At 40.3% G+C, this 23,639-nt stretch carries 21 protein-coding genes; 10 read left to right on the forward strand and 11 right to left on the reverse strand.

What is annotated here, in order from left to right; genetic code table 11:
- Positions 1–294: 294 nt before the first annotated feature.
- Both AB1A03_RS11070 and AB1A03_RS11075 read right to left on the reverse strand, forming a co-directional pair.
- A complete protein-coding gene (locus AB1A03_RS11070) occupies positions 295–3,489 on the reverse strand; it encodes an alpha-amylase family glycosyl hydrolase (protein WP_354624707.1) in 3,195 nt (1,064 codons plus the stop codon).
- A 575-nt stretch (positions 3,490–4,064) separates the two neighbouring features.
- A complete protein-coding gene (locus AB1A03_RS11075; RefSeq protein ID WP_354624708.1) occupies positions 4,065–5,147 on the reverse strand; it encodes a LamG domain-containing protein in 1,083 nt (360 codons plus the stop codon).
- Between the two features lie 365 nt (positions 5,148–5,512).
- Between AB1A03_RS11075 and AB1A03_RS11080 the strand changes: the two genes are divergently transcribed.
- The 4 genes from AB1A03_RS11080 to AB1A03_RS11095 all read left to right on the forward strand — a co-directional run bounded on the left by AB1A03_RS11080 (position 5,513) and on the right by AB1A03_RS11095 (position 7,805).
- Positions 5,513–6,097, forward strand: coding sequence for an NAD(P)H-dependent oxidoreductase (locus tag AB1A03_RS11080; protein WP_354624709.1), 585 nt, complete (start codon positions 5,513–5,515; stop codon positions 6,095–6,097).
- A gap of 196 nt (positions 6,098–6,293) precedes the next feature.
- A complete protein-coding gene (locus AB1A03_RS11085; protein ID WP_354624710.1) occupies positions 6,294–6,644 on the forward strand; it encodes a LysR family transcriptional regulator in 351 nt (116 codons plus the stop codon).
- 17 nt (positions 6,645–6,661) lie between these two features.
- Complete coding sequence (locus tag AB1A03_RS11090) at positions 6,662–6,838, forward strand: type 2 periplasmic-binding domain-containing protein (RefSeq protein WP_354624711.1); 177 nt, start codon at positions 6,662–6,664, stop codon at positions 6,836–6,838.
- A gap of 568 nt (positions 6,839–7,406) precedes the next feature.
- A complete protein-coding gene (locus AB1A03_RS11095) occupies positions 7,407–7,805 on the forward strand; it encodes a hypothetical protein (protein WP_354624712.1) in 399 nt (132 codons plus the stop codon).
- A gap of 192 nt (positions 7,806–7,997) precedes the next feature.
- On the opposite strand, the gene nth is transcribed toward AB1A03_RS11095, so the two are convergent.
- The 7 genes from nth to rsxA all read right to left on the reverse strand — a co-directional run bounded on the left by nth (position 7,998) and on the right by rsxA (position 14,390).
- Positions 7,998–8,633, reverse strand: coding sequence for an endonuclease III (gene nth, locus AB1A03_RS11100; protein WP_354624713.1), 636 nt, complete (start codon positions 8,631–8,633; stop codon positions 7,998–8,000).
- 9 nt (positions 8,634–8,642) lie between these two features.
- Complete coding sequence (locus tag AB1A03_RS11105) at positions 8,643–9,248, reverse strand: electron transport complex subunit E (RefSeq protein ID WP_502945966.1); 606 nt, start codon at positions 9,246–9,248, stop codon at positions 8,643–8,645.
- Between the two features lie 80 nt (positions 9,249–9,328).
- Positions 9,329–9,955: an electron transport complex subunit RsxG gene (gene rsxG, locus AB1A03_RS11110; RefSeq protein ID WP_354624715.1), complete on the reverse strand. Its 627-nt coding sequence runs from the start codon at positions 9,953–9,955 to the stop codon at positions 9,329–9,331.
- Positions 9,955–11,007: an electron transport complex subunit RsxD gene (gene rsxD, locus AB1A03_RS11115; RefSeq protein ID WP_354624716.1), complete on the reverse strand. Its 1,053-nt coding sequence runs from the start codon at positions 11,005–11,007 to the stop codon at positions 9,955–9,957. Before rsxD ends, rsxG begins: the two co-directional genes overlap by 1 nt.
- Before the next feature lie 2 nt (positions 11,008–11,009).
- The gene (rsxC, locus tag AB1A03_RS11120) at positions 11,010–13,238 is read right to left on the reverse strand and encodes an electron transport complex subunit RsxC (protein ID WP_354624717.1); all 2,229 of its coding nucleotides are present in this window, start codon (positions 13,236–13,238) and stop codon (positions 11,010–11,012) included.
- Position 13,239: 1 nt separating this feature from the next.
- A complete protein-coding gene (gene rsxB / locus AB1A03_RS11125; RefSeq protein WP_354624718.1) occupies positions 13,240–13,797 on the reverse strand; it encodes an electron transport complex subunit RsxB in 558 nt (185 codons plus the stop codon).
- Positions 13,798–13,811: 14 nt separating this feature from the next.
- Positions 13,812–14,390: an electron transport complex subunit RsxA gene (gene rsxA, locus AB1A03_RS11130; protein WP_354624719.1), complete on the reverse strand. Its 579-nt coding sequence runs from the start codon at positions 14,388–14,390 to the stop codon at positions 13,812–13,814.
- A gap of 358 nt (positions 14,391–14,748) precedes the next feature.
- Between rsxA and nrdD the strand changes: the two genes are divergently transcribed.
- The 6 genes from nrdD to AB1A03_RS11160 all read left to right on the forward strand — a co-directional run bounded on the left by nrdD (position 14,749) and on the right by AB1A03_RS11160 (position 20,849).
- Complete coding sequence (gene nrdD / locus AB1A03_RS11135; RefSeq protein WP_354624720.1) at positions 14,749–16,866, forward strand: anaerobic ribonucleoside-triphosphate reductase; 2,118 nt, start codon at positions 14,749–14,751, stop codon at positions 16,864–16,866.
- A gap of 75 nt (positions 16,867–16,941) precedes the next feature.
- The gene (gene nrdG / locus AB1A03_RS11140) at positions 16,942–17,412 is read left to right on the forward strand and encodes an anaerobic ribonucleoside-triphosphate reductase-activating protein (protein ID WP_354624721.1); all 471 of its coding nucleotides are present in this window, start codon (positions 16,942–16,944) and stop codon (positions 17,410–17,412) included.
- Positions 17,413–17,624: 212 nt separating this feature from the next.
- Complete coding sequence (locus AB1A03_RS11145; protein WP_354624722.1) at positions 17,625–19,241, forward strand: methyl-accepting chemotaxis protein; 1,617 nt, start codon at positions 17,625–17,627, stop codon at positions 19,239–19,241.
- A 35-nt stretch (positions 19,242–19,276) separates the two neighbouring features.
- Positions 19,277–19,978, forward strand: a complete 702-nt coding sequence (locus tag AB1A03_RS11150; RefSeq protein WP_354624723.1) for a hypothetical protein — start codon at positions 19,277–19,279, stop codon at positions 19,976–19,978.
- Positions 19,979–20,106: 128 nt separating this feature from the next.
- Positions 20,107–20,442, forward strand: coding sequence for a hypothetical protein (locus tag AB1A03_RS11155; protein ID WP_354624724.1), 336 nt, complete (start codon positions 20,107–20,109; stop codon positions 20,440–20,442).
- 11 nt (positions 20,443–20,453) lie between these two features.
- A complete protein-coding gene (locus AB1A03_RS11160) occupies positions 20,454–20,849 on the forward strand; it encodes a phosphate ABC transporter substrate-binding protein (protein WP_354624725.1) in 396 nt (131 codons plus the stop codon).
- A gap of 265 nt (positions 20,850–21,114) precedes the next feature.
- Here AB1A03_RS11160 and AB1A03_RS11165 read toward each other — a convergent pair whose 3' ends face one another.
- Together AB1A03_RS11165 and AB1A03_RS11170 are read right to left on the reverse strand one after the other, a co-directional pair.
- Positions 21,115–21,765 carry a hypothetical protein gene (locus tag AB1A03_RS11165; RefSeq protein WP_354624726.1) on the reverse strand — a complete coding sequence of 217 codons (651 nt, stop codon included), beginning with the start codon at positions 21,763–21,765 and terminating at the stop codon, positions 21,115–21,117.
- A gap of 18 nt (positions 21,766–21,783) precedes the next feature.
- Complete coding sequence (locus AB1A03_RS11170) at positions 21,784–23,637, reverse strand: phosphate ABC transporter substrate-binding/OmpA family protein (protein WP_354624727.1); 1,854 nt, start codon at positions 23,635–23,637, stop codon at positions 21,784–21,786.
- Between the last annotated feature and the right edge of the window lie 2 nt (positions 23,638–23,639).

Raw genomic sequence — 23,639 nt, forward strand, 5'->3', positions numbered from 1 at the left:
TAAATGTTATTGCTAGATGAGATCATGTGAGTAACCTATTTTTAGCAATTTGACACTTCTAAATAGTATTACAAACAATCTCATTGATTCGTTTTTTCATTATGATTTCTGTAATGAGTTGGTGTTTGTTCCATTATCTCTTTGAACATTGAGTGAATTCAATTTGAAGTCATGACTGTCTTTTGCTTTTAATCCCCCTTCGGGCTTTTTATCATTAAATAAAAAAGCCCAATCGGTTTAATAACGATTGGGCTTCATCAATTAACCTTCTTATTTAATATCTTTACTTAACGATTAGTAAGTAACCGTTAATAGTGGCTCAGTTAATAAAGCCCCTTGCGTTAAGCTAAACTGGTAGCTACCATCTTCTTGATAAGTTAATGGATTATCTGTTCCCCAACCATTCATACCGCCACGAACGTATAAAGGAACTTGATAAGGGCCGAGTGGTGTAATTGTCATCAGAGGAACAGACTCTTCATTATTAGCATCAATGCTAAATTTGAAGTAACCCGTTGTCGCAACGGTTAAACTGAAGTTATTTGAGCTACCGTCATATAAAGGAAAAGCTTCTCCCCATACAATTGCATCACCATTACCACCAAAGTTAGTGCCCGCACTCCAAGCGCTATCAGCTACTTTAAACTCATGTGTTACTGGTGCGCCAGTTTCATTGTTAATAAGCATAATGACTTCATAAGTACCATTACCTAAATACTCAAATTGATCAATCGCTCCCCAACCATTCATGCCGCCACGAAGAAAGACAAGTTCAGCAAGTGGACCATTATCAGATTCAACACCCGTTGGTACCTCACAGTAGTCGATCCAACTATCAGCAACAAAACAACCAGCGCCTTCACGATAAAGGTTAGCAGTCTGGTTGCCGTTATTATCATTGAAGATTAAGTCACTTGCGTTAATTCCCGCTGGGAACGTATATGCAAACCAACCTTCACCACGGTTTTCAGCTGCATTGCCAGGCCAATCTGTATTTGATTCTCCCCAGTGATGTACATGGATATCATCAGCCCATGCCTCTGGTTTCTGGAAATAAACCGTCATTGGAGCTGCGCAGTTATCTGACCAGCTAGCATTGTCGTAGTCATAACAACCATCGCTATTGCGAGGCAGACTATCTGTTTGAGCACCATTGCCACCGTTATTAAAGATAACAGTTGCAGAAGAAACACCTTCAGGTAATGCGACACGGTACCAATCATCCCCAGCGGCTAGCATTGGTAAACCAGGCCAAGCAGGTGCTGCGATAGAAGAGTCATACCAATATGCGCTAGCTTCAGTCCAATTAGCAGGCTTCTTGAAGAATAAAGTTAAGCCTTCTACTGTATCAATAGTTAATGATTGCACAATTGAAACACTTTGACCTGCTTTATTGGTGGCTGTTGCGCGAACTTCTGCAGTCGTTCCATATTCAATGTTGCTGCTGTCCCAAAATACACGGTAATCAGGGTTTTTATCAGTTCCTAAAGAAGTCCACTCGCCATCGTCAACTTTGACTTCAAAACTCACATCGTATAAAGGTAAAACTTGTTCAACGTCACTGCTAACCGTTACTTTTAACTCAACTTGACCATTAACAATTGCGCCGTTAATTGGTGAAGCAAAGCTAAGTTGCAGTTTTTCTTCAACGACAGGCATTGCCGTTCTAGCTTTATAAATAACAAAACCAAGTGCGGGAACAGTCACATTTAAGTTACCTTGCAAATCTGTTTTTACGTAGCTCAAAGGACGATTAGGCCATATTGAGTCGTATGCTTTACTGGTTCCTGCAATCGTGAACTCTTTTTCCGTTGTTGCTGTATTAAATGCAACCAAGTATTCGCGGTTAGTGTCTGGATCAACTCGAGACATCGCATAGATACCATTACCTTCTTCTACAAAACGCTCAACTTGAACACCGCGACGTAATGCTTTGTGATACTTATAAATATGGCTGTAGTTTTTAAAGGTTTTATACAATGGATGACGACGGTCAAAGTTATTATCAGCCGTTGTTGCATCGGTACCAATTAAAGAGTCTGCATTATACTCCGCAACCAAACTTGGCATCATGTCTTGACGAGATCCTTCACCATCACCTTGGCCTGTGAAACCTTGTTCATCGCCAAAGTAAATAACAGGAATACCTCGAGCAAAATACATAATGGCATGCGCTAACTTAGTACGCGCTAATTTTTCTTCATCAGTCGCAGTAGGATTGCTAGTATTGATATGATGACCAATACGTCCCACATCATGGTTACTAACAAAGTTCATTAGCGTACTTGCATCAGAATCCGCATCGGTATAAAGGTCATCAAGGCCAAAGATATAGCTAAAGTCAGTATTGTTTGATGGCTGAGTGACACCTCGCATAGTTGGGTAATAAAGACCAAAATCTAGAACCGATTGCAATTTCCCAGTTGTAGTATAGGTAGATGTCTCATAGGCATTACCACTAAATACTTCACCAAAGATAAAGAAATCTTCTTTACCGACACTTGCTGCATATTTTTGTACTGCAGGTGACCATTGTTGCCAAAATTCCATACCCACGTGCTTAACTGTATCTACACGTAAACCGTCAATATTAAATTTATCAATCCACAATTTGCTCAGTTCAATCATGCCATCAACAACACGAGGATCTTCCGTATTCAAATCATCTAAACCATAAAAATCGCCATTGAGTGAGTTTTCACCAGAGAAGCTACTGTCACCTTGGTTATGATACATGCTTGGATCATTCAACCATGACGGTGTTTTATATTCTTCTTTTCCTGCGGGAATGAAAGGCGTGTAAGCATTGGTTAAGCTTTCTTCGATAGTTCGGTATGCGCAGTTTGATAGGCCATCCAACAGTGTGCCATCTGCGTTATGACATTCATCATATGCAATAACGTCAGCAGTGTGATTAAGCACCACATCTAAATACACTTTCATACCACGGCGATGTGCCGCTTTTACTAAACGTTCTAATGCTGCATTGCCACCTAAGTGTGCATCCACGTTAGTGTAATCAGTTATCCAGTAACCATGGTAACCAGCAGAAGCTGTCTCACCAGAGCCTTGTACAGGTTGATTTTCAAATACAGGCGTTAACCAAATAGAAGTGATACCCATACCTTGAAGATAACTTAACTGTTTACGTACCCCGTCTAAATCACCACCATGGTAATATTTACGGTTAGTTGGATCAAAACCATCTTCGCTGAATTTGCTATCTATGCTGGTGTCATTACCAGGGTTACCATTATAAAAACGGTCGGGTAAGACAAAATAAAAGACTTCATCTCTGACATCACTTTTACGTTTTGGAAGATGCCAGTGAAATGGTGGATTAGACGCTGAAAATTGCTCAAATTTTTGTTTAATATCATTTAAAAAATTTGAAAAGTCGTAGGGTTTTGCTTGTACAGCTTGAACATTTAATAAGCTACAGCAAAGTACACTACTTGTGAGAATGGCCTTTTTAAAGGTCGACTTCATTACTATGTTCCTTATAGTTATGTAGGGAGATGGAAAAAATAATACTAAATATATTAAGTATGCGGTCTAAAATTTGTGTAGAAAAAGCATCTAAATTCAATGCGTTAGTTACAGTAAGTGGTAATTTTCTTTACAAAACTGACAACGCAGAATTGAGCTGTTTTAACAAAGTTGGCAATCATACAATGCTAAATTTATAAATTTACTGTTTCACTTCAAACAATTGAAAAATATCAAATACAATGCAACTTAAAGTCAAGGTAGCTTTGTGAAGCCGTAAGAAAAGGAGCGATGCAATTATACTGAGAAGAATAGGTGTGTGATGAAGAGTTTGACAGGAGCTAACTAATGGATGGCCTTAATGGCACTTCTCAAAATAGATATTTTTCGACCATTTCCACGGGAAGTAATGTGATAAAGTGCACCAGCAAACTCTAATCGTAAAGGGCGGCTCATAAGATCCCTTGTCAATCATTGAACATATATAAAAGGTAGTCCAACGTCATTGGGAATCAGAATTAAAGACCTGCCCCTAATGGCACTATAGTCTGAGCTAATACACTTAAGTAACAACTTTATTCGTCAACTAACGTCCAAGTACGGATCCAGTCCACTTTCATTGTATTGTTATTATCATTTAATAAATCATTCTTCGCAGGTAGACCACCAATCCAATTTGAATCCTGTGTCCACAAATCCCAGATAATAGACTGTTCAAGTGAGAAAGCTGTGATTGTTTGCACACTACCAACAGGTTCGCCATTGAGGTAAAACTGTACATTGTGTTCATCTTTCCACCACATACCAAATACATGGTAATCATCGATCCAACGCACGCCATGTAATGTATTGTTAGCCGATAAGTCACTGTCATCAGGCTTGTTAATCGAGTTACCTTTATCACGTTCAGTATTTACTTCTCCACCTTGCACAATGAAATACTGAGAATGCATTTCCCATGGGTAGTCCGCATATACGTATTCACCTCGGGTGCCTGTATAGGTTGGCGCTGGATTAATTTCAATGATGTCAATCTCATCACGATTGTTAATGTCACCATTATTTAACCAGTAGGTGCTGTAAGCTGAAATATTTGCTACTTTAATGCGGCTTTCTGTATACATCGGGAACTTTATTTTAGCTTTAGAGCGCACTCGAGAGGATTCAAACCATTGATCAGCAGTTTTTCCGATTGCGTCATTACTTTCTTCGTTTAACGTAGCTTTAATCCAAAGATTACCGGCTGTCACTCCTGAATTTTGATTCTGCATAAATACAGGGGTATTACCATAATTCCAAGTTGTCTTTTGCCATTTTGATGCATCCCAAGATGCAAATTCATCGGATAAGTTTTCAACTTTTTGCCATTTTTTACCAGCAGGCGTTGTATCATTAAAGGTCGTAAAAGAAGGCCAAGCAGGATTGGCATTATTCACATTAATCTCGTCGCCTTCATATTCAAAGTCGCAACCGGTTTCATCTACGACTGTACCAGCAACTGTATCAGGACACTGATCAAGTGCATCACTGATTCCATCATTATCGGCATCAGGTCCCTTAACGACTTCAGAAGGACTTGACGTACCACCACTACCACATGCTGTTAAAACGAATCCAAATAGTAGAACGATGGATGTTTTTTTAAGGTTTGTTAACATATTAGCTGTATCCATGTATTAAATAACTGCTAATTCCATTTAATATTAGAAGTTATTTTGATTATTATAAAAATGAAAGAATGAAACGAACAGGATTATAGCATTTTAGTAGACAAAAAATTTCATTGTGTCAAATTTACAGTTGTAATGTGAGTCGAAGCACAGTAAAGGCTGTCAGTGCCCGTTAACTTTTGCTAGTAAAACGCTAACCCCCTTGACGCATCCTAATCAGTTAAGTTAGATTTTACTGAAGTCTACAGACAGATAAAAAAGTGATCGCATCAAATGTTATCCGAGCTGCATCATGTTAATACGCAGTCTTACCCTAAATTTGAAAATAACAAGCTTAAACAAGGTCGATAACAATGAAAAACATCTTAATTATAAATGGCGCTAAAACCTTTGAGCACTCGAAAGGTGCGCTCAACAAAACAATGGCAGATACCGCACACCAGCATCTCTCACAGCTAGGTCATAATATTCAAATAACGACAATTGAAGATGGTTATGATATTGAAGAGGAAATACAAAAGTGGGTTTGGGCAGATACTGTTATTCAACAAACACCCGCATGGTGGATGGGGGCTCCGTGGATTGTAAAAAAATATATCGACGAAGTATTCACTAATGGGCATGGTCGTTTGTACCAAAGTGATGGCAGAACACGTAAAAACAGTGATCACAAATATGGCTCTGGTGGTTTACTACAGGGGAAAGAGTATATGCTTTCAGTTACTTGGAATGCGCCCGCAGAATCATTTACTGATCCTAAGCAGTTTTTTGAAGGTGCTGGTGTCGATGGTGTTTATATGGCAATGCATAAAGCACATCAATTTTTAGGCATGTCACCGCTTGAAACTTTTATGAGCAATGATGTTATTAAAAACCCAAGCATCGAGGGCGACGTAGCGCGATATAAAGCGCATTTAGATACACAATTTATACGTTAAAAAGTAGCAGGAGATAATTTAATTGCAGTATATAAGTATGATAAAAAATAGATTGTTTAACGTCATACTTGTCACTGCAATTTAGACAAAACTGTATTAATTAAGCACATGGTTTGTAAATGCAACCAATGTGCTTATACAGAAGCTTTATTTTGAGTAGCGCTTCATATTCATTGTTGAAGCATCTATATGACCCATGAATTCAGCGGCAGCCGGAGCACTCATAAAGTGTATTAGTTCAGAAAGTAAATTACATATTCGCTTATTAAATAGAACGACACGTAAAGTCAGCTTAACTGAAGCGGGGATGGAGTATTACCACCGTTGCCAACAAATTTTAGATGATATTGAAGAGATGGAGGGGGCATTAACTAACCTACACCAAAATATTTCTGGTCTATTAACAATCAGTGCCCCTCCAGAATACCTCGCAAAAAATGGCACACCGAATACGGCAGCGGAACTTCAGGGACATAGCTACCTAAAATACAGTGGTTCAGACCAAGATATGATTTTTCTAAATTTGATATTGAATATAAGAAACTGAGATTAAAAGAGAAGATAGTGACCAATAATGGGGATTTCTTAGTCAATGCCGCTATTTATGGGGGAGGCTTCATCATACAACCTACTTTTATTACAGGTGAAGCAATGGCAGAGGGTAAATTACAACAGATATTAATCGGTTACGATCCCCACCTTTGGCACTTTATGCGCTTTATGCCAACAGAACTTTTCTAGCAGGGAAAGTACGTAGTTTTATTGATTTTGCCAGTCAATTTTATGGTGATACCCCCTATTGGGATGACTAACGGGCTTTGCATCTAATTACTATTTTTGGATTTCAGCTGATTAAAATATTCAGGCAAACTAATATTCTCACGGCCTGCTGCTTGGTAGTAGTGGCTAGTATAATCAGTAAGTTCATATTGCGATATTGTTTGTCCATGTAAACGGTCAGAGCTTGATCTTTAATTTTGATATTATTTTGGGCTGATACGCGCAGTACGGTCAGGGCATGATCCCGTTAACTTACAGTTGTACCATTAAATAAATCTTATAGAGAAAGAGTTTGGTTCAACGTGGGTTTTTCGTAAATGGTTATTCTCTTCACGAAAAATTTAATGAAAAAATAAATTATTTTAAACAAAAATAGATTAGCCTATTATTGTAATTGATATTAGGCTTCAGAAAGAAAGTGATAGAGGTCTCTTTTTATATATAGCGCTTTCCTTTTGTATAAGGCTGAGGTGGCAAATTGTCTTTGGGGTTATTTAAGAAGATGTTTTTGTATCGAAAAGGGTAAATGATGAAAGAGCATGGAAGTTATAAAATTGAGCTATATGAGCAAGTGATTATTGTCCGTTTTATATCGAGTTGGAATAGAGAAACCTCTGAAAATATGTGCAAGGAATTTATGCAAATTGCATCAACAATTACGGATAACCCCTGGGCCTGCTTAATTGACTTAACGCAGTGGGGATTAGGTGGTCCGGAAGTATGGGGACCCATTTTGGATACTAATCACTGGTGTGCAAAAAACAACCAAATGCACGAAGCCGTTGTTTGCTCTCAAGTTATCCAAGAGCATATTTTAAGAGAGTTACAAACGGCGCTTCCTACTACTAAGAGTGGGTTTTTTAAAACAGAAGCCGATGCCGAAATTTGGCTAAATAGTAAAGGTTATAAAATCCTCAAAGAAGCTTAAATTAAGTGATGTCTAGTAACATGGGTATAGTATAGGCTGCCCACAATAAGCAAAACAGTCAGGTTCAACTCTTCAATTTTTGATTTGAGATAGGCATGATACTCGCACTATGCGGATTGAAGTACAGCCCCTAATCCTCGACCTTACAACCATATTTCATCGCTTAATGCGATGTGGCAGGGGAGTTATTTTTTACTCTTCTGTTTTATCTTTGTATTCGCATAAATCTTCTATCAGGCAAGAACTACAACGCGGTTTACGCGCAATGCAGGTATAGCGCCCATGTAGTATTAGCCAGTGGTGTACGTCCACTTTAAACTCTCTAGGAATGACCTTTAGTAGTTTTTCTTCAACTTGGTCGACATTTTGTCCCATCGCCAGCTTAGTGCGATTGCTAACGCGGAAAATATGGGTATCAACGGCAATGGTGGGCCAGCCAAAGGCGGTATTGAGTACTACGTTGGCGGTCTTTCGTCCGACACCGGGTAGCGCTTCTAGAGCTTCGCGATTTTCGGGTACTTCACTGTTATGCAGTGCTATTAACATTTCACAGGCTTTAATAACATTGGTTGCTTTACTGTTAAATAGGCCAATGGTTTTAATGTAGTTTTTCAGCCCATCGACCCCTAATGCGGCAATCGCTTCAGGGGTATTGGCGACGGGGTAGAGTTTATCCGTGGCTTTATTGACGCTAACATCGGTTGCCTGTGCTGATAAGATAACCGCGATCAATAATTCAAAGGGCGAGCTGTAATTGAGCTCTGTTTTTGGATGCGGATTGGCATCTCGCAGGCGTGTTAATATTTCTAGGCGTTTTATTTTGTTCATTTATAATACTTATTTATCGATAAAATTTTTCAGCGCAATAATTAACCCCATGATCATAAAGGCACCCGGTGGTAAAGCGGCCAGTAAAAAATGGCTATCGCTATGATAAACCTGAAGTGTCATAAAGGTAGCCCACTCGCCAAGCAGTGTTTCAATACCATCAAAGAGTGTCCCCTGAGCGAGCAGTTCACGGCTCGCACCTAATAGTAGCAAAACGGCTGCAAAACCTAATCCCATCATTAAACCATCAAAGGCGGCATGTTTTACGCTATTTTTCGAGGCGAAGGATTCGGCGCGGCCAATGATGATGCAGTTGGTGACGATTAATGGGATAAAAATACCCAAAGATAAATAGAGTTCATAGGTAAAGGCATTCATTAGTAATTGCACACAGGTGACTAGGGAGGCAATGATCATGACAAAAATCGGAATTCGGATCGCTTTCGGAACATGCGCACGGATCAAGGAGATCAAGCTGTTTGATGCCACTAAGACGCACAGTGTTGCAAGCGCTAAACCTAAGGCGTTAGTTGCGGTATTGGTTACTGCCAGTAGTGGACAGAGCCCTAATAATTGCACGATACCGGGATTGTTCTTCCATAAACCTTGTAGCATCAGCTCTTTGTAGCTGGGGGCTGTGTTTGCGGCTGCGTTGCTTTCTGTGTCGGCAGGGGATGTTAACGGTTCACTCATTATTATGCTCCACAGTTTGCTGGTTGATTTAACAAATTGACTTTGTTTTTATCGAAGTAGATCAAGGCATCCTTGACCGCTAAGACAACGGCTCTGGGGGTGATCGATGCACCTGTAAAGGCATCAAAGTTACCGCCATTTTTGCTTACTTCCCACTGCTTATCGTCGCTAGGAGTGTAGATCGTGTCATCAAAGGAATAGATCCATTTGGATTTGTTAGTTTGAATTTTGTCGCCAAGTCCGGGGGTTTCTGAGTGGCGAATAACGCGTACACCCGCGACTTTGCCATTAGTATAAACACCGAGGACTAATTTGATTTCACCTGAATAACCACGGAAGGTGGTGGTCTCTAAGATGGCTGCGACGGGCACGTTATTTTTTTTGGCAATAAATACCTGCTGCTGCTCGCCTGCACCTAGTAAATCATCACTGACGTTAAAACAAGTGCTGAATACATCGTTATTGTAGCTGCTTTCAGGGATGATTTGGTTAATGATTTTGATCAATGCTTTTTGCTCCTGAACCGCAATAATCGGGGTAGTAAAGGCATTTACAATGGCAACGCATGCTGTACAAACGATGGCAAACGCCGCTAATAAAAAACCGTTACGAGTGATAGTTGGAATCATTAGCGAACTCTCCCATAGGCTTTGGGTTGTGTGTAATAGTCGATGAGTGGGACACACATATTACCCAGTAAAACGGCAAAGGCAACGGCATCGGGGTAGCCCCCGATATTACGGATAACAACGACAATTAGCGCAATTAGCAGGGCATATAAAACTCGCCCCTTTGCGGTGGTGGATGCCGTGACTGGATCGGTCAAGATAAAGAAAGCGCCGAGCATGGTGGCACCTGAAAAAAGATGGTACATGGGGGATATGTTAAGATCCGGATTATAAGCAAAGGCGATAAATGAAAATACGCATATACCCGCTAGAAAACTGATTGGGATATGCCAATGGATCACACGTTTGCTGAGCATGATTAATCCACCTACTAAAAAGGCCACATTAACCCATTGAATCGCTTGCCATGAGGCGTGTTTATACTCGGCGCTATGCAGTAATTCAGTGATGGTATGCCCTGAGTTGAGTGCTGTGCGCGCGGTATCAAGGGGGGTTGCCATGGTTAAACCATCAACACTAATGCTAAGTTGTTTGACGGAATAGCCATCGAGTGTAAACCCGCTAATAAAGGTGTTTATTTGATCCATAAAGCTTAACGTAAATGGATGTAGCGATTGTACTGGGATCCAAGATGTCATCTGCACGGGAAATGAGATAAGTAACAGCACGTAAGCTGCCATCGCAGGATTAAATAGGTTATTACCTAGCCCCCCATATAGCTGTTTGACAAAAATTATCGCAAATAGGGTGCCGATAACGACTATCCACCAAGGTGCTAAAGGCGGAATGGAAATGGCAATTAAAATGGCGGTGACCAAGGCACTGCCATCCTTTAGGGTATGAATAATAGCGCGTTTGCGGAGCTTTAATACGAATGCTTCACTTAGCAATGCCACTAAACAGGCTAAGGCTATTTGCAATAGGTTACCTATACCAAAGAGATAGCTTTGCGTGGCTATGCCGGGTAATAAACATAAGGTGACTAACCCCATTATTTGCGAGGTGCTACGGCGAATACGTTGGTGTGGTGAACTGGAATTAATAAATGCCATCTCTAAAGATCCTCTGCTGCGGCTTTTTTCGCTTTTGCACGAGCAATAGCGGCTGCGATTTTTGCTTTACGACTATCATCGGGCGTTTTTTCTGCGTGGCTCTCTTGCTCATCGGACGATGCTGGTGCTATTGCTGGCTCCATATTCTGGTCCGATTGTTCCGCTTGTTTTTGTTGTTTTTTTAAACGAGCTTGCTCTTTACGTTGTTGACGTGCAGTGATTGCCGCTTGGTTTTGAGCAATGATTTGCTGTTCATCAACTGCGCTGTTATTACGATCTTGGGAAGCGGCCTCCACATTCGCCGCTTTTTTTGCTTTAGCGCGGGCGACAGCCGCTGCCACGGCATCTTTTCGGGTATCGCTTGTTGGTGTTGAGGAGCCTTCGTTACTCGCTGCTTTTTTCGCTTTCGCACGGGCTACAGCCGCTGCCACGGCATCTTTGCGGGTATCGATTGTTGGTGTTGCGGAGCCTTCGTTACTCGCTTCTTTTTTCGCTTTCGCACGGGCTACAGCCGTTGCCACGGCATCTTTGCGGGTATCGATTGTTGGTGTTGCGGAGCCTTCGTTACTCGCTTCTTTTTTCGCTTTCGCACGGGCTACAGCCGCTGCCACGGCATCTTTGCGGGTATCGCCTGTTGGCGCTTCAGTGCCTTCGTTGCTTGCTTCTTTTTTCGCTTTAGCGCGAGCCAATGCAGCTGCGATAAGGTCTTCCCCACCATTTTGCTGTTTAAGTTGCTGTTGACGTTTCTGCGCCGCTTCTTTGTGTTTTGCTTGGCGATCTCTTTTTTCTTGCTCTAATCGTGCCGCGCGTTTTTCAAAACGTAGACGGGCTTTTTCTGATTTTTGTGCTTCCTCTTTTGCCGTTTTTATTTCAGCTTTGGCGACGCGATAATATTCCACTAAGGGAATATTGCTTGGGCAAACAAAGGCGCAGGCACCACACTCGATACAGGCTGACAGGTTATATTCCGCTAAATTGCCATGATCTTTGCTCTTTGCGTACCAAAAAAGTTGCTGTGGTAATAGTTGAACTGGGCAGACTTGTGCACATTCCCCACAGCGAATACAGGCTCGCTCTGGCGGTGGAGCAGGAAGCTCTTTTGTCGTTGCTGCAAGAATGCAGTTACATATTTTGCTGACGGGAATGTTGCTATGGCTAATCGAAAAGCCCATCATCGGCCCGCCAATAATTAATTGTTCTGCCTGTTTCTCATCAAATTTATTTCTATCGAGTAAATATTGGATAGGGGTACCGATGCGGACACTCAAATTGCCTTTTTGAGAAAATGCATCGCCGGTTAAGGTGACAATACGGGAAATAAGTGGTTTACCATCAATGATTGCCTCTTTAATCGCAAACACGGTGCCAACGTTTTGCATGACAATGCCAAGGTCAGTCGGGTGCTTATCATGGGGCGTTTGTTGACCGGTAATAATTTCGATTAGCTGTTTTTCACTGCCTGAAGGATAGCGTGTCGCAATGGTCCGAATGATTATGTTACTTTCTTGTTCAACTGCGACTTTTTGCACTGCTTCATTTAATGCCAATGTTGCTTGTGGTTTATTATCTTCAATGGCGATAACGGTCAGTGTTGGTTTGAGTATATGCTGTAATATTTGTATCCCCTTGATGATCTCGTCACTATGCTCTTGCATTAGTCGATCATCTGCGGTGATATAAGGCTCACATTCGACTGCGTTAATAATAAGCAGTTTGATACCTTCTTTATGAAACAGTTTTAAATGCGTTGGAAAACCCGCGCCACCTAAACCCACAATGCCAGCTTGATAAATTTTTTCAATGAGTTGGACATTGGCTTGTGCTTGGTAATCCTCACATCTCTCATAATTTACATGCCTATCTAAACCATCGGTGGCGATCACCACTGAGAGAACGGGGAGTCCCGATGGATGTAAATCAGTACGTTTTTCTATTGCATGCACGGTTCCTGAGCTAGAGGCATGTTGTGTCACCATTGCGCCATAGACTTTGGTTAATGGTTGCCCCTTTAAAACCGGATCGCCAACTTTTACTAATAACTCAGGAGTGTGGCCCTTATGCTCAACGGCAATGATTAAAAAGGGAGGAATACCCGCATCTTCAATGGCAGTTTGGTTACTTTGTTGTTTATTTTCTTGAGGATGAATCCCCCCATGAAATGACCACTGTTTGCCAGAGGAAATTAGTGCGAGTTGATCGTCGCTAAGTAGATTGATAGGCATTATTGACATACTAAGACTCAATACTGTTTTTAGTTGGAATACGGTTGAGATCCCATTGCCAATTTTGTGTAGTTAAAGCAATTGGAATCATATCAATACAATCAGTTGGACAGGGAGCAACGCAGAGTTCACAGCCTGTACATTCATCGCTGATCACGGTATGCATCTGCCGAGTTGCGCCTAAAATGGCATCGACAGGGCAAGCTTGAATACATTTCGTGCAACCAATGCATTCATCTTCACGAATAAAGGCAACCAATTTCGGTTTTTCTTCACCTTCTAACTCTTTCGGTTCAACGCCCATACGCGCAGCAAGTTGACGCATAACAGCATCACCGCCCGGGGGGCACTTATTAATATCATCGCCATTTGCGATGGCTTGCGCATAGGGTTTACAACCGGGATAACCACATTGGCCACACTGTGTTTGTGGTAAGATGGCATCGAGTTCTTCAACGATAGGATCTTCTTTAACTTTAAATCGTAATGATGAATATCCCAGTAGCACGCCAAAAATGGCTCCGAGTACCCCCAATGACAAAATAGCGATAGCAATGTTTGTTATCATTATATCTTTCTCTATTACTTAATTAGGCCTGTAAAGCCCATAAAGGCAAGTGACATTAACCCTGCGGTGATCATTGCTATCGATGCGCCCTTAAAAGGTAAAGGAACATCGGCCGCAGCGAGGCGCTCGCGCATGGATGAAAATAGCACCAAGACCAAGGAGAAACCAACCCCAGCACTAAAACCATAAATAATGGATTGCACAAAATTGTGTTGCTCATTTATGTTTAGTAACGCGAGACCTAAAATAGCGCAGTTGGTGGTGATTAAGGGCAAAAATATGCCTAATAAACGGTATAGCGTTGGGCTAGTTTTATGCATTACCATTTCTGTAAATTGCACAATCACTGCGATCACTAATATGAAGCTTAACGTTTGTAGATAGAGTAAGTCGAGTGGTATCAGTAAATAAGTATTGACGACATAGGACAATGCTGCTGTTAATGTTAAAACAAAGGTCGTCGCAAAGGACATGCCAACGGCAGTTTCAACTTTATTTGAGACACCCATAAAAGGGCATAAGCCAAGAAACTTTACTAAAACAAAGTTATTAACTAACACTGTGCCAAAAAAAAGTAAAAAATAATCGTTCATAACAATTTAATTCCACTGGAAAAATAGGGGTAATGCGTGGTTAACTCTAACTTGTTATAATAGCAATAAAATACCTTCTGGTCAGTGTCTAAATAGTGCATTTTATAAAGTTAATCGTTACGCTTTTATTGTTATCACTTATACAGCGATAGTGGCTACTATCAGCCTTTTATTTTATCTAAAAGCCTTCTTAAAATAGCAACAAAAAATCATCAAAAATGTAGTCGATGAGCAATTTTAAGATACTAAATTATCACCTGAATTGAAAATTGATTTATATCAAGGCTCAATATCTAGTGTTATGTATCATGCGCACCCACAATATATAGTATGTTGCTGGTGATTTTGGAGCGTTGTGATGAAACCTGTTGTAATTAAACGAGATGGAAGTCAAGTACCATTTAATTCCTTGCGTATAGCGGAAGCTATCTTAAAAGCATCGGGCGCAGCGCGTTGTAAAGGCGTTGACGCTTTTGCCATTGCAGCGGAAGTCGAGTTGCAATTGCAGGGGCAGGTTGAAGTAGATATTCATGATATTCAAGATGCCGTTGAAGTTTGTTTAATGAAAAGTGGGCATAGTGAATTAGCCCGTGTTTACATTGAATATCGTCACGATAGAGACATTGCCCGTGAACGTAAAAGTCACTTAAATAGTGAGATTTATGGGTTGATTGAGCAAAGCAATGCCGCATTACTAAATGAAAACGCCAATAAAGATAGTAAAGTTATCCCGACCCAGCGCGACCTCTTAGCGGGGATTGTCGCTAAGCATTATGCTAAATCTTATATATTACCTCGCGATGTGGTGCGTGCGCACGATAAAGGTGAATTACATTATCACGATTTAGATTATGCGCCTTTTTTCCCAATGTTTAACTGTATGTTGATCGATATAAAGGGGATGTTTACGCAGGGCTTTAAAATGGGCAATGCTGAAATTGAGGAGCCAAAATCAATTTCAACGGCGACGGCTGTTACGGCACAAATTATTGCACAGGTGGCTAGCCACATTTATGGTGGAACCACTATTAATGGGATTGATACTACGCTCGCACCCTATGTCAGCATGAGTTATAAAAAACATCTTGTGATAGCTAATAAGTGGAATATTGCCGAGCCGCAAAACTATGCTGCTGAACAGACAGAAAAAGAGTGCTATGACGCCTTCCAGTCACTCGAGTATGAGGTGAATACCTTACATACGGCTAATGGTCAAACGCCTTTTGTTACCTTTGGTTTAGGATTGGGCACCAGTTGGGAAGCGCGTTTAATTCAAGAGTCGATCTTTAAAATTCGTATCGCTGGTTTGGGTAAAAATCGCAAAACCGCCATTTTCCCTAAATTGGTATTTGCGATTAAAGAGGGGGTTAACCATAAACAGGGCGATCCCAACTACGATATTAAACAATTGGCATTGGAATGTGCCTCAAAACGGATGTACCCAGATATTTTGAATTTCGATAAAGTGGTGGAAGTCACTGGGTCATTTAAAACCCCAATGGGATGCCGCAGTTTCTTGGATGCCTATAAAGAAAATGATGAGCTGATCCATGATGGTCGTAATAATCTTGGCGTTGTAAGTGTTAACTTACCTCGTGTTGCTCTTGAATCTGGCTGTGATGAAGAACAGTTCTACAAATTATTAGATAGTCGTTTAGCCTTGGCGAAAAAAGCATTAGATACGCGTATTGAAAGGTTGTCGGAAGTGAAAGCCAGTGTTGCTCCTATCCTTTATATGGAAGGTGCCTGTGGGGTACGTTTAAAAGCCAATGATTGTGTTGCCGATATATTTAAAAATGGCCGCGCTTCTATTTCATTGGGCTACATCGGTTTACATGAAACAATTAATGCATTGTACGGTACAGATGATCACCTATTTGATAACACTGAAAAACAACAAAAAGCACTTGCTGTCATTAGTTATTTAAAAGAGGCGACTAAACGTTGGACTGCGGAAACTGGCTATGGCTTTAGTCTATACTCAACGCCTTCAGAAAATTTATGTGACCGTTTCTGCCGCTTAGATGCGAAGCAATTTGGTGTTTTAGATGGGGTGACCGATAAAGGCTATTATACAAATAGTTACCATTTGGATGTTGAAAAAATCGCGAATCCATATGATAAACTTGATTTTGAGATGCCATACCCTGCGATTGCTAGCGGTGGATTCATCTGTTATGGCGAATATCCAAATATGCAACATAACCTTAAAGCGTTAGAAGACGTTTGGGATTACAGCTATTCACGCGTCCCTTATTACGGTACTAACACCCCCATTGATGAGTGTTATGAGTGTGGATTCCATGGCGAATTTGACTGTACCAGTAAAGGGTTTGTATGCCCTAGTTGTGGTAACTCCGACTCTGAAAAAGTGGCGGTAACACGCCGTGTATGTGGCTACCTAGGTAGCCCCGATGCGCGCCCATTTAATGAAGGCAAGCAAGAAGAAGTGAAGCGTCGCGTTAAACACCTTTAAATTTTATATTTAATAACAGCAAGATAAAAACACCTCGCTTAACGTGGGGTGTTTTGCTTTTAGGAATTCGCCGGTATGAATTACAGTAAATATTATCCGCTTGATGTACTCAATGGTGAAGGTACGCGTTGTACACTATTTGTCTCTGGGTGTATTCATCACTGTAAAGGTTGTTATAATCAGTCAACCCTCTCGCCCGACGCTGGGGAGTTGTTTACCGAGCAGTTGGCTGATCAGATAATTCAAGACCTTAATGACACACGCATAAAAAGAGCGGGGTTAACCCTCTCCGGTGGTGATCCTCTGCATCCAGCAAATATCGAACAGGTTTTGGCATTGATTAAGCGTGTTAAAAATGAGTGTGTCGATAAAAATATATGGCTATGGACTGGCTATACATTAGCGGAACTTAATCCACAACAGCAAGAAATTATTGCGCTGATTGATGTGCTGGTAGATGGTAAGTTTATTAAGGAGCTTGCCGATCCAAACTTGCAGTGGCGAGGCAGTAGTAATCAAGTCGTACATCGCTTTGAGAAAGTATAAACCTTAAAGATGAGGGGAGCTATGTAAGTCATTAGGTATTCGTGTTTGAAATTCCGCTGGCTTGGTCAACGAATGCTAACTTACATATCATAAATTCTAATTTACATGTCATAAATTCTCTATAGCACGGTTTTTTTTTACCTCTAACTTCCTAAAAAATGATTTATACATTACAGTACCCTCATATTTTATGGACGAAGTAATGGTGAAAAATGAAAATTTCAAATTTAAAAATTAAACACCGTATTAACATGATAACGTTTGTTGCATTAGCCTCCTTTATCATTTCAGTCATTATTAATAACATGACTACTGCAAATAATGCAGCTAGGTTAAACGCTCTGCAAAATCAACTTTATCCGGTGCTCAATCTTGCGACGATCAATGAAGGGTTACTCATTCAATTAGATCAGATTATTCAGTCAACGGTAACGACGGGTGAAGAAGAAAATTTACAAACCGTAAAAAAAATGGTCGATCAGATTAGTACTAACTTAGATCAAATTGGTCAGTTATTGCCAGAAAAAACCAATACCATGCAGCAAGTAAAAAAAGACGTAGTAACTTACCATAAAAATGCAGAATTATTAGTTAGTGCTTTTTTAGCTGATGACGTGGATTTTAATGCGATTAAAGCACAAGCAGCTAGTAATGCAGAGCGCTACCAGAGTTTGGTTAAAAACTTTGCGAGTAATCTAAGAGAGTTTCAAGACCTTTTTACTCAAAGTATTGAAATTACCAATACTGAATCTGATAGTGCGCAAATGTCCATGATGATAATTGCTGTTATCGCTACGTTATTAATGATTTTAGTGGGATTTTTAGTTAATCGCTCAATTACCTCTACACTGTCAAGTGTCACTATGTCATTACAAAATATATCCGAAGGTGAGGGTGATTTACGTTCGCGTATTCAGTATGACGGTAAAGATGAAATAGCTGAATTAGTGCGTTGGTTTAATCAGTTTGTATCAAAATTGCAATCTTCAATCGCCGATACTAAAAATACGACTGATAGCCTTAGTGAGGTATCAAATACCTTATTAAAGGGGACAAAAAATAGTGAGTTGAGCGTAAATGAGCAAAATATCGCTATTGAAAAAATATCGCATGCGATGAATGAAATGTTTATTAGTGTTACGCATATCGCGGAGTACGCCGCCAATGCTTCTAATGAGGCGAATGAGGCCCATAAAGAAGCACAAAATGGCTCCGTAGTGGTTAATGAAGCGGTGGCTACAATTAAGCAACTCGCAGGTGAAGTACAAACTACCGCTGCAGTCGTCAATAAACTCGATGCTTTTACGAACAATGTTAATGATATTTTAGACACTATCAGAGGCATTGCGGATCAAACTAATCTGCTTGCATTAAACGCCGCAATTGAAGCTGCTAGAGCGGGTGAACAGGGGCGCGGTTTTGCTGTCGTTGCTGATGAGGTGAGAACATTGGCTTCTCGTACTCAAGCGTCGACTCAAGAGATTCAGCAGGTGTTACAGGAACTTAGAACATCATCGAAGCAAGCTGTTCAAGCCATGCAGCATGGTGTGATAACTGCAAATGATGGCGTTGAATCAACGATGCGAGCAGGAACAGCATTAACCAGCATTAACATGAAAGTCAGTGCGATAAGCGAAGTTAACGAACAGATTGCAGCTGCCACTGAAGAGCAAAATAATACCTCTGTGTTAATTCAAAAATATGTTGCTGACATTCAATCTAATTCACAAAAAGTACAAACAACCACTAAAGATATGGGAGGGATTAGTTTCGATATTCAAAATGTAAGTCAACAGCTACAAATTATCACCAATCAATTTAAAGTATAAGAAAAATAATAATTAATATTACAGGGAGTTACATAATGAAGTTTAATTTGAAAACGTTACCACTGGCGATTTCTATTGCCTTCGTGCCAGTCTCAGGGATGGCTGACGAAATGATGGATGCAAAAGTTGCACAATTAGAGCAACAAGTTAAGGCATTACAAGCGCACCAAACCAATAGTTTAGTCGATAGATTTAATTTTAATGGATTTATCAGTGGTGCTTATATCAGTTCAAATAATCGAGCCAGTTATAACGGCGCAACCTCCAGTGCCGATTTTTCTCAAGATAGTAAAATGGGCTTTCAAGGCTCTTTTAATATCAATAATCAAACTCAGGCTGTTTTGCAGCTTCTGATGAAAGGTGAAGATGATTGGGATGTTAAAGCGGAATGGGCGTATTTATCGTACCGTTTGGATAATGGTGTAAAGGTACGAGGTGGTAAGTTGCGTGTGCCTCTATTTATGTATTCTGATTACTTAGATGTTGGCTACGCTCAACCCTTTGCCCGTCCACCAAAAGAAGTTTATGACCATGTCATTTTTACTTCATATACAGGTGGTGATATTGCTTATGATATCGAATTTGACGATTCAACCTTAACATTGCAAGCCTTTGGTGGTGAATCGAATGTTAATGAAGATAGTATTAATGTAGATTTTTCTAACTTAATAGGGGGAGTGCAGCCTGGACTGATCTCACCTGGACTGTCCGCGCTGTATATGGACAAGCTGATGTAGATGGCGCTGTCTTCGGTGGGGCTTTACCTGTCGAAGATGAGCAAGCTACATTTACAGGAATCGGTGGTAGTTACGATAATGGTTCATTCCTTGCTGTTACAGAATGGACAAAAGTAAAAGTTGATGGCTTGCTTGCCGATCATGAGTCAGGATATTTGACATTAGGTTATCGTATTGATGTATTTACGCCCTATACAACGGTCGCTTACATGAAAACTACCGACAACGACAAAAGAACCTCAATGCCGCTAAATCTTGCATTAAATGATAAAAGAACAGCTTATAGCGCAGGTGTTCGTTGGGATGCTATTGATAATGTGGCTATTAAATTTGATTTAACCTATGCCACTGATTTTGGTGATACCTCCGGTGGTTTATCTGGTAATGAATATAATCCTGCGACTGGTTCATTCATGCTCGATGATACATTTGTCTACACAGTTAAGTTCGACGCGGTATTTTAAGGGGCGATAAAATGAAACAATTATTATTAGTATTAACGCTCGTATTTGGCGTTGTTTTCTCTGTTTCAGCAGGGGTGGTGGTTATAGGTAATCCAGCCGCGAGTGATATATCATTAGGTGAAGCCAAAAAATTGTTCTTAGGAAAAGGGGATACTTCACTGGTGATTTATGAACTAGATGAAGGTGATGCAACTCGTACTGAATTCCACTCTGTGGTAACGGGGAAATCAGAGTCTCAGTTAAAAGCCTTCTGGTCGAAGCAAGTTTTTACCGGTAAGGGAAATCCGCCTGCAACGGTCTCATCAGCGTCTGCGATGAAAGCGGCTGTCGCTGCAAATCCTAATGCGATAGGTTATATTGATGAGGCTGATCTTGATAGTTCAGTTAAGGTTATTTTAAAGCCTTAGGTCTATTAATTAGTTCATTTCTCATAATAAAAAGAGGTCGCCCCTATAAGGTGTTACCTCTTTTTTTTAGATCATCCCGTAGGTAATTGCATTATTCTGCATAATATTGTGATCTGGGCTTGTTGAAGAAAAATGATGGAGAGTAAGGCGCATAATTGAGTAATCGTTAGCTATTGCGATTGAATGCAATGCAGCTTTCTATTATTTTAACCAACAAGATAGATCAGATCTTAAGCTTATTGGTATAAGTATCTGTTCTCACTTTCTACTGCATTATCGCCTTTTTTTGACGCGATCCGTTCACTAGCTGCTGTGCCGTTAGTTGTTGTAACGGTGATAACTCGCTATATAGCAGCATCGGTTTTTGATACTTATTGGGATCGGTCACGAGTGCTAGCTCTCCCTGATGAAGTTGATAAAAATAATCCCGATAGCTTTCATTGTCATTGCTCTCTAAAAACTGTTTTAGATTTATAATTTTTTCTACCTCAGCGATAGATAATGGTTTTTTATAATGGCTAAATTCCACGATATGCGTTTGTTGTAACTGTGTCGATTGCTTGTTTTGTTGAGCAATTTGTTGTGCCGTGTGAATTTTATTGTTGAGCACATGCGCTTCGACAAGGGGAATGCGGTTAAAAAAATCATATAATTTATCTGCGCATAAAAAAAGTGCTTGCTGTTTCGCTAATGGAGCGTCTTGAAAATCGATAATTGGCTGGCATTTGCTAGATAAAAAAGGTTCATAGCCAATCTCTTTTTGTTGCATAAAGAGTAGTAGTTGTTGTACTGCATCACTCAATTTTCGTTGTGATGCCATAATGTTTTGCTTACTAATCTCTAATTGTTGCCCGTCAAAGCTCATAAATAGGGTGATCAGTGTTACTTCTATTTTTTGCATAATATGGCTGTCCATCTTGATCTCCTGTTAATTTTAAAAAAACCAAACTTCCACGCGTCGATTTTTACTTCGACCTAATGCGTTGCTATTTGAGGCTATGGGCATTTGTTCACCAAAGCCTTCGACAGCGACGACACTAATTCCTCTTGCCAATAACTCATTTTCAATCATTTTAGCGCGTGCAAGTGAAAGTTTGATATTTTTAGCGCTATCGCCTAAAGCATCAGAAAAGCCCATTAAGGCGATGCGTCTACCCGGATTGTTTTCCATATATTGTACTAATCGCGGTAGATCCCGTTTGCTCTTATTGTCAAGCTCGTCACTGCTAGTTTGAAAACGGAAGTTGACTGAAAGACGTTTAGCAATATCGGTATAATTGTTGTAAACATCGGGGGCACTTTTAATGGGATAGACACTCTCTAGTTTAATGTTTTGTGAAATTAACCCTTCATTTTCAACGATTATTTGCCCGTCATGGGAGGCAGCAAAGTCCGCAAAGCCCTTTGCCAAATCACTGCCATTGACCGGAAGATAGAGGTATAAGCGTCGCGCAAGGGGGTAATCTTCTGTGCTGATTGTAAAGTGTGTTGGGTAGATGGAAATACTTCCTTGCGACTCGGCGATGGCGAGGCTTTTGCTATTATTAACATAGGGTAAACCAATAAATCCAATCGCACTGGTATCTCCGGCGACTTGTTCGGAAAGTTCATTGCTAGATTCATAGCGTCGTGCGTTATCGGCTAATTTTTGTTGATTGGGTTTTAATACTAAATTTTTAAATGTATCCCATGTCCCTGAATTTTCATCGCGAGCATAGAGGTTAATTGGGCTATCTGCACCGCCTAACTCAGACCAATTCGTTATTTCACCTGAAAATATTTTAGCTAATTTATCATTTGTCAGCCCAGTTATAGGGTTCGTTGGGTTGACTATAATCGCTAATCCGTCTAAACCGATAATATATTCTTGGCTTGCTAATCCTAGGTCGCCGTTGTTAGGGCGTAATGCTACTCTCTCTTTCTCTTTGATTTTTCGTGATGACATAGCGATATCAGCTTGTCGTTGAAATAAATCTTTGAAGCCAGTGGTTGAACCATGTGCATGTAATTGAATTGCTTTAATCTTATTATCTTCAATATATTGCAGCTCTCGTTCAACTTGAGCTTCACCTTGCACCCAATGCATCTCTTTAACGCCCTTATTTTTTAAATAGGCTTCCAGTAGGGCTGGCGCTAGGTTTTCACCAATGGTGTTGGAACCATGTAATCGTAAACTGATCGTTCGTTCTTCACTGGGCAGGGTCAGTTTCTCAGGCTGCGGTTGAGGTTCGTTGACATGACTTATCGCCGCACTAGTGAGCTGATCTGCGATTAAATGTGCACCTTGAACTGTGGTTAATGCGCTTGAATATGAGTGGTTAAGTGGTAATTCGCTTTGTCTATGTAAACCGTTTTGTTGTTTTAGTGAAATATGTAAATAGCCCTGTTGCCAAGCAATGAACGTGATTAAAAATAAGAGTGAAATAGCGATTAACACCTTAATGTTAAAGGGTTTTTCATCAATGTTTTCAGAACTGAGTGGTTTCTTACTTGGCTTGTTTTTGGCGGGCATGACTGGGCTGAGTGAAGGTAATTCATGTAAAGAAAATGCTTTTTTTGCTTTTTTTATGTAAACCGGGGTACGTTGCAGAACATGGATATATTGATTTAGTGTTGCATTATTTAGTTCACTTAACTCATCTAATACAGTCTGCCGATAATTTGGGTCGTGTATCATTTTATCGACAGAAAGCTGTATATTGTATGCGCTTTTAGTGGCGCTTTGTAATAAACCTAATTGTTCTTTAAATAGCGGGTTTAAAGCTAGTTCTTCTGTTTGTTCTGACATTA

Origin of the sequence: Psychromonas sp. MME2, assembly GCF_040566515.1 — a bacterium.
Lineage (GTDB): Bacteria > Pseudomonadota > Gammaproteobacteria > Enterobacterales > Psychromonadaceae > Psychromonas.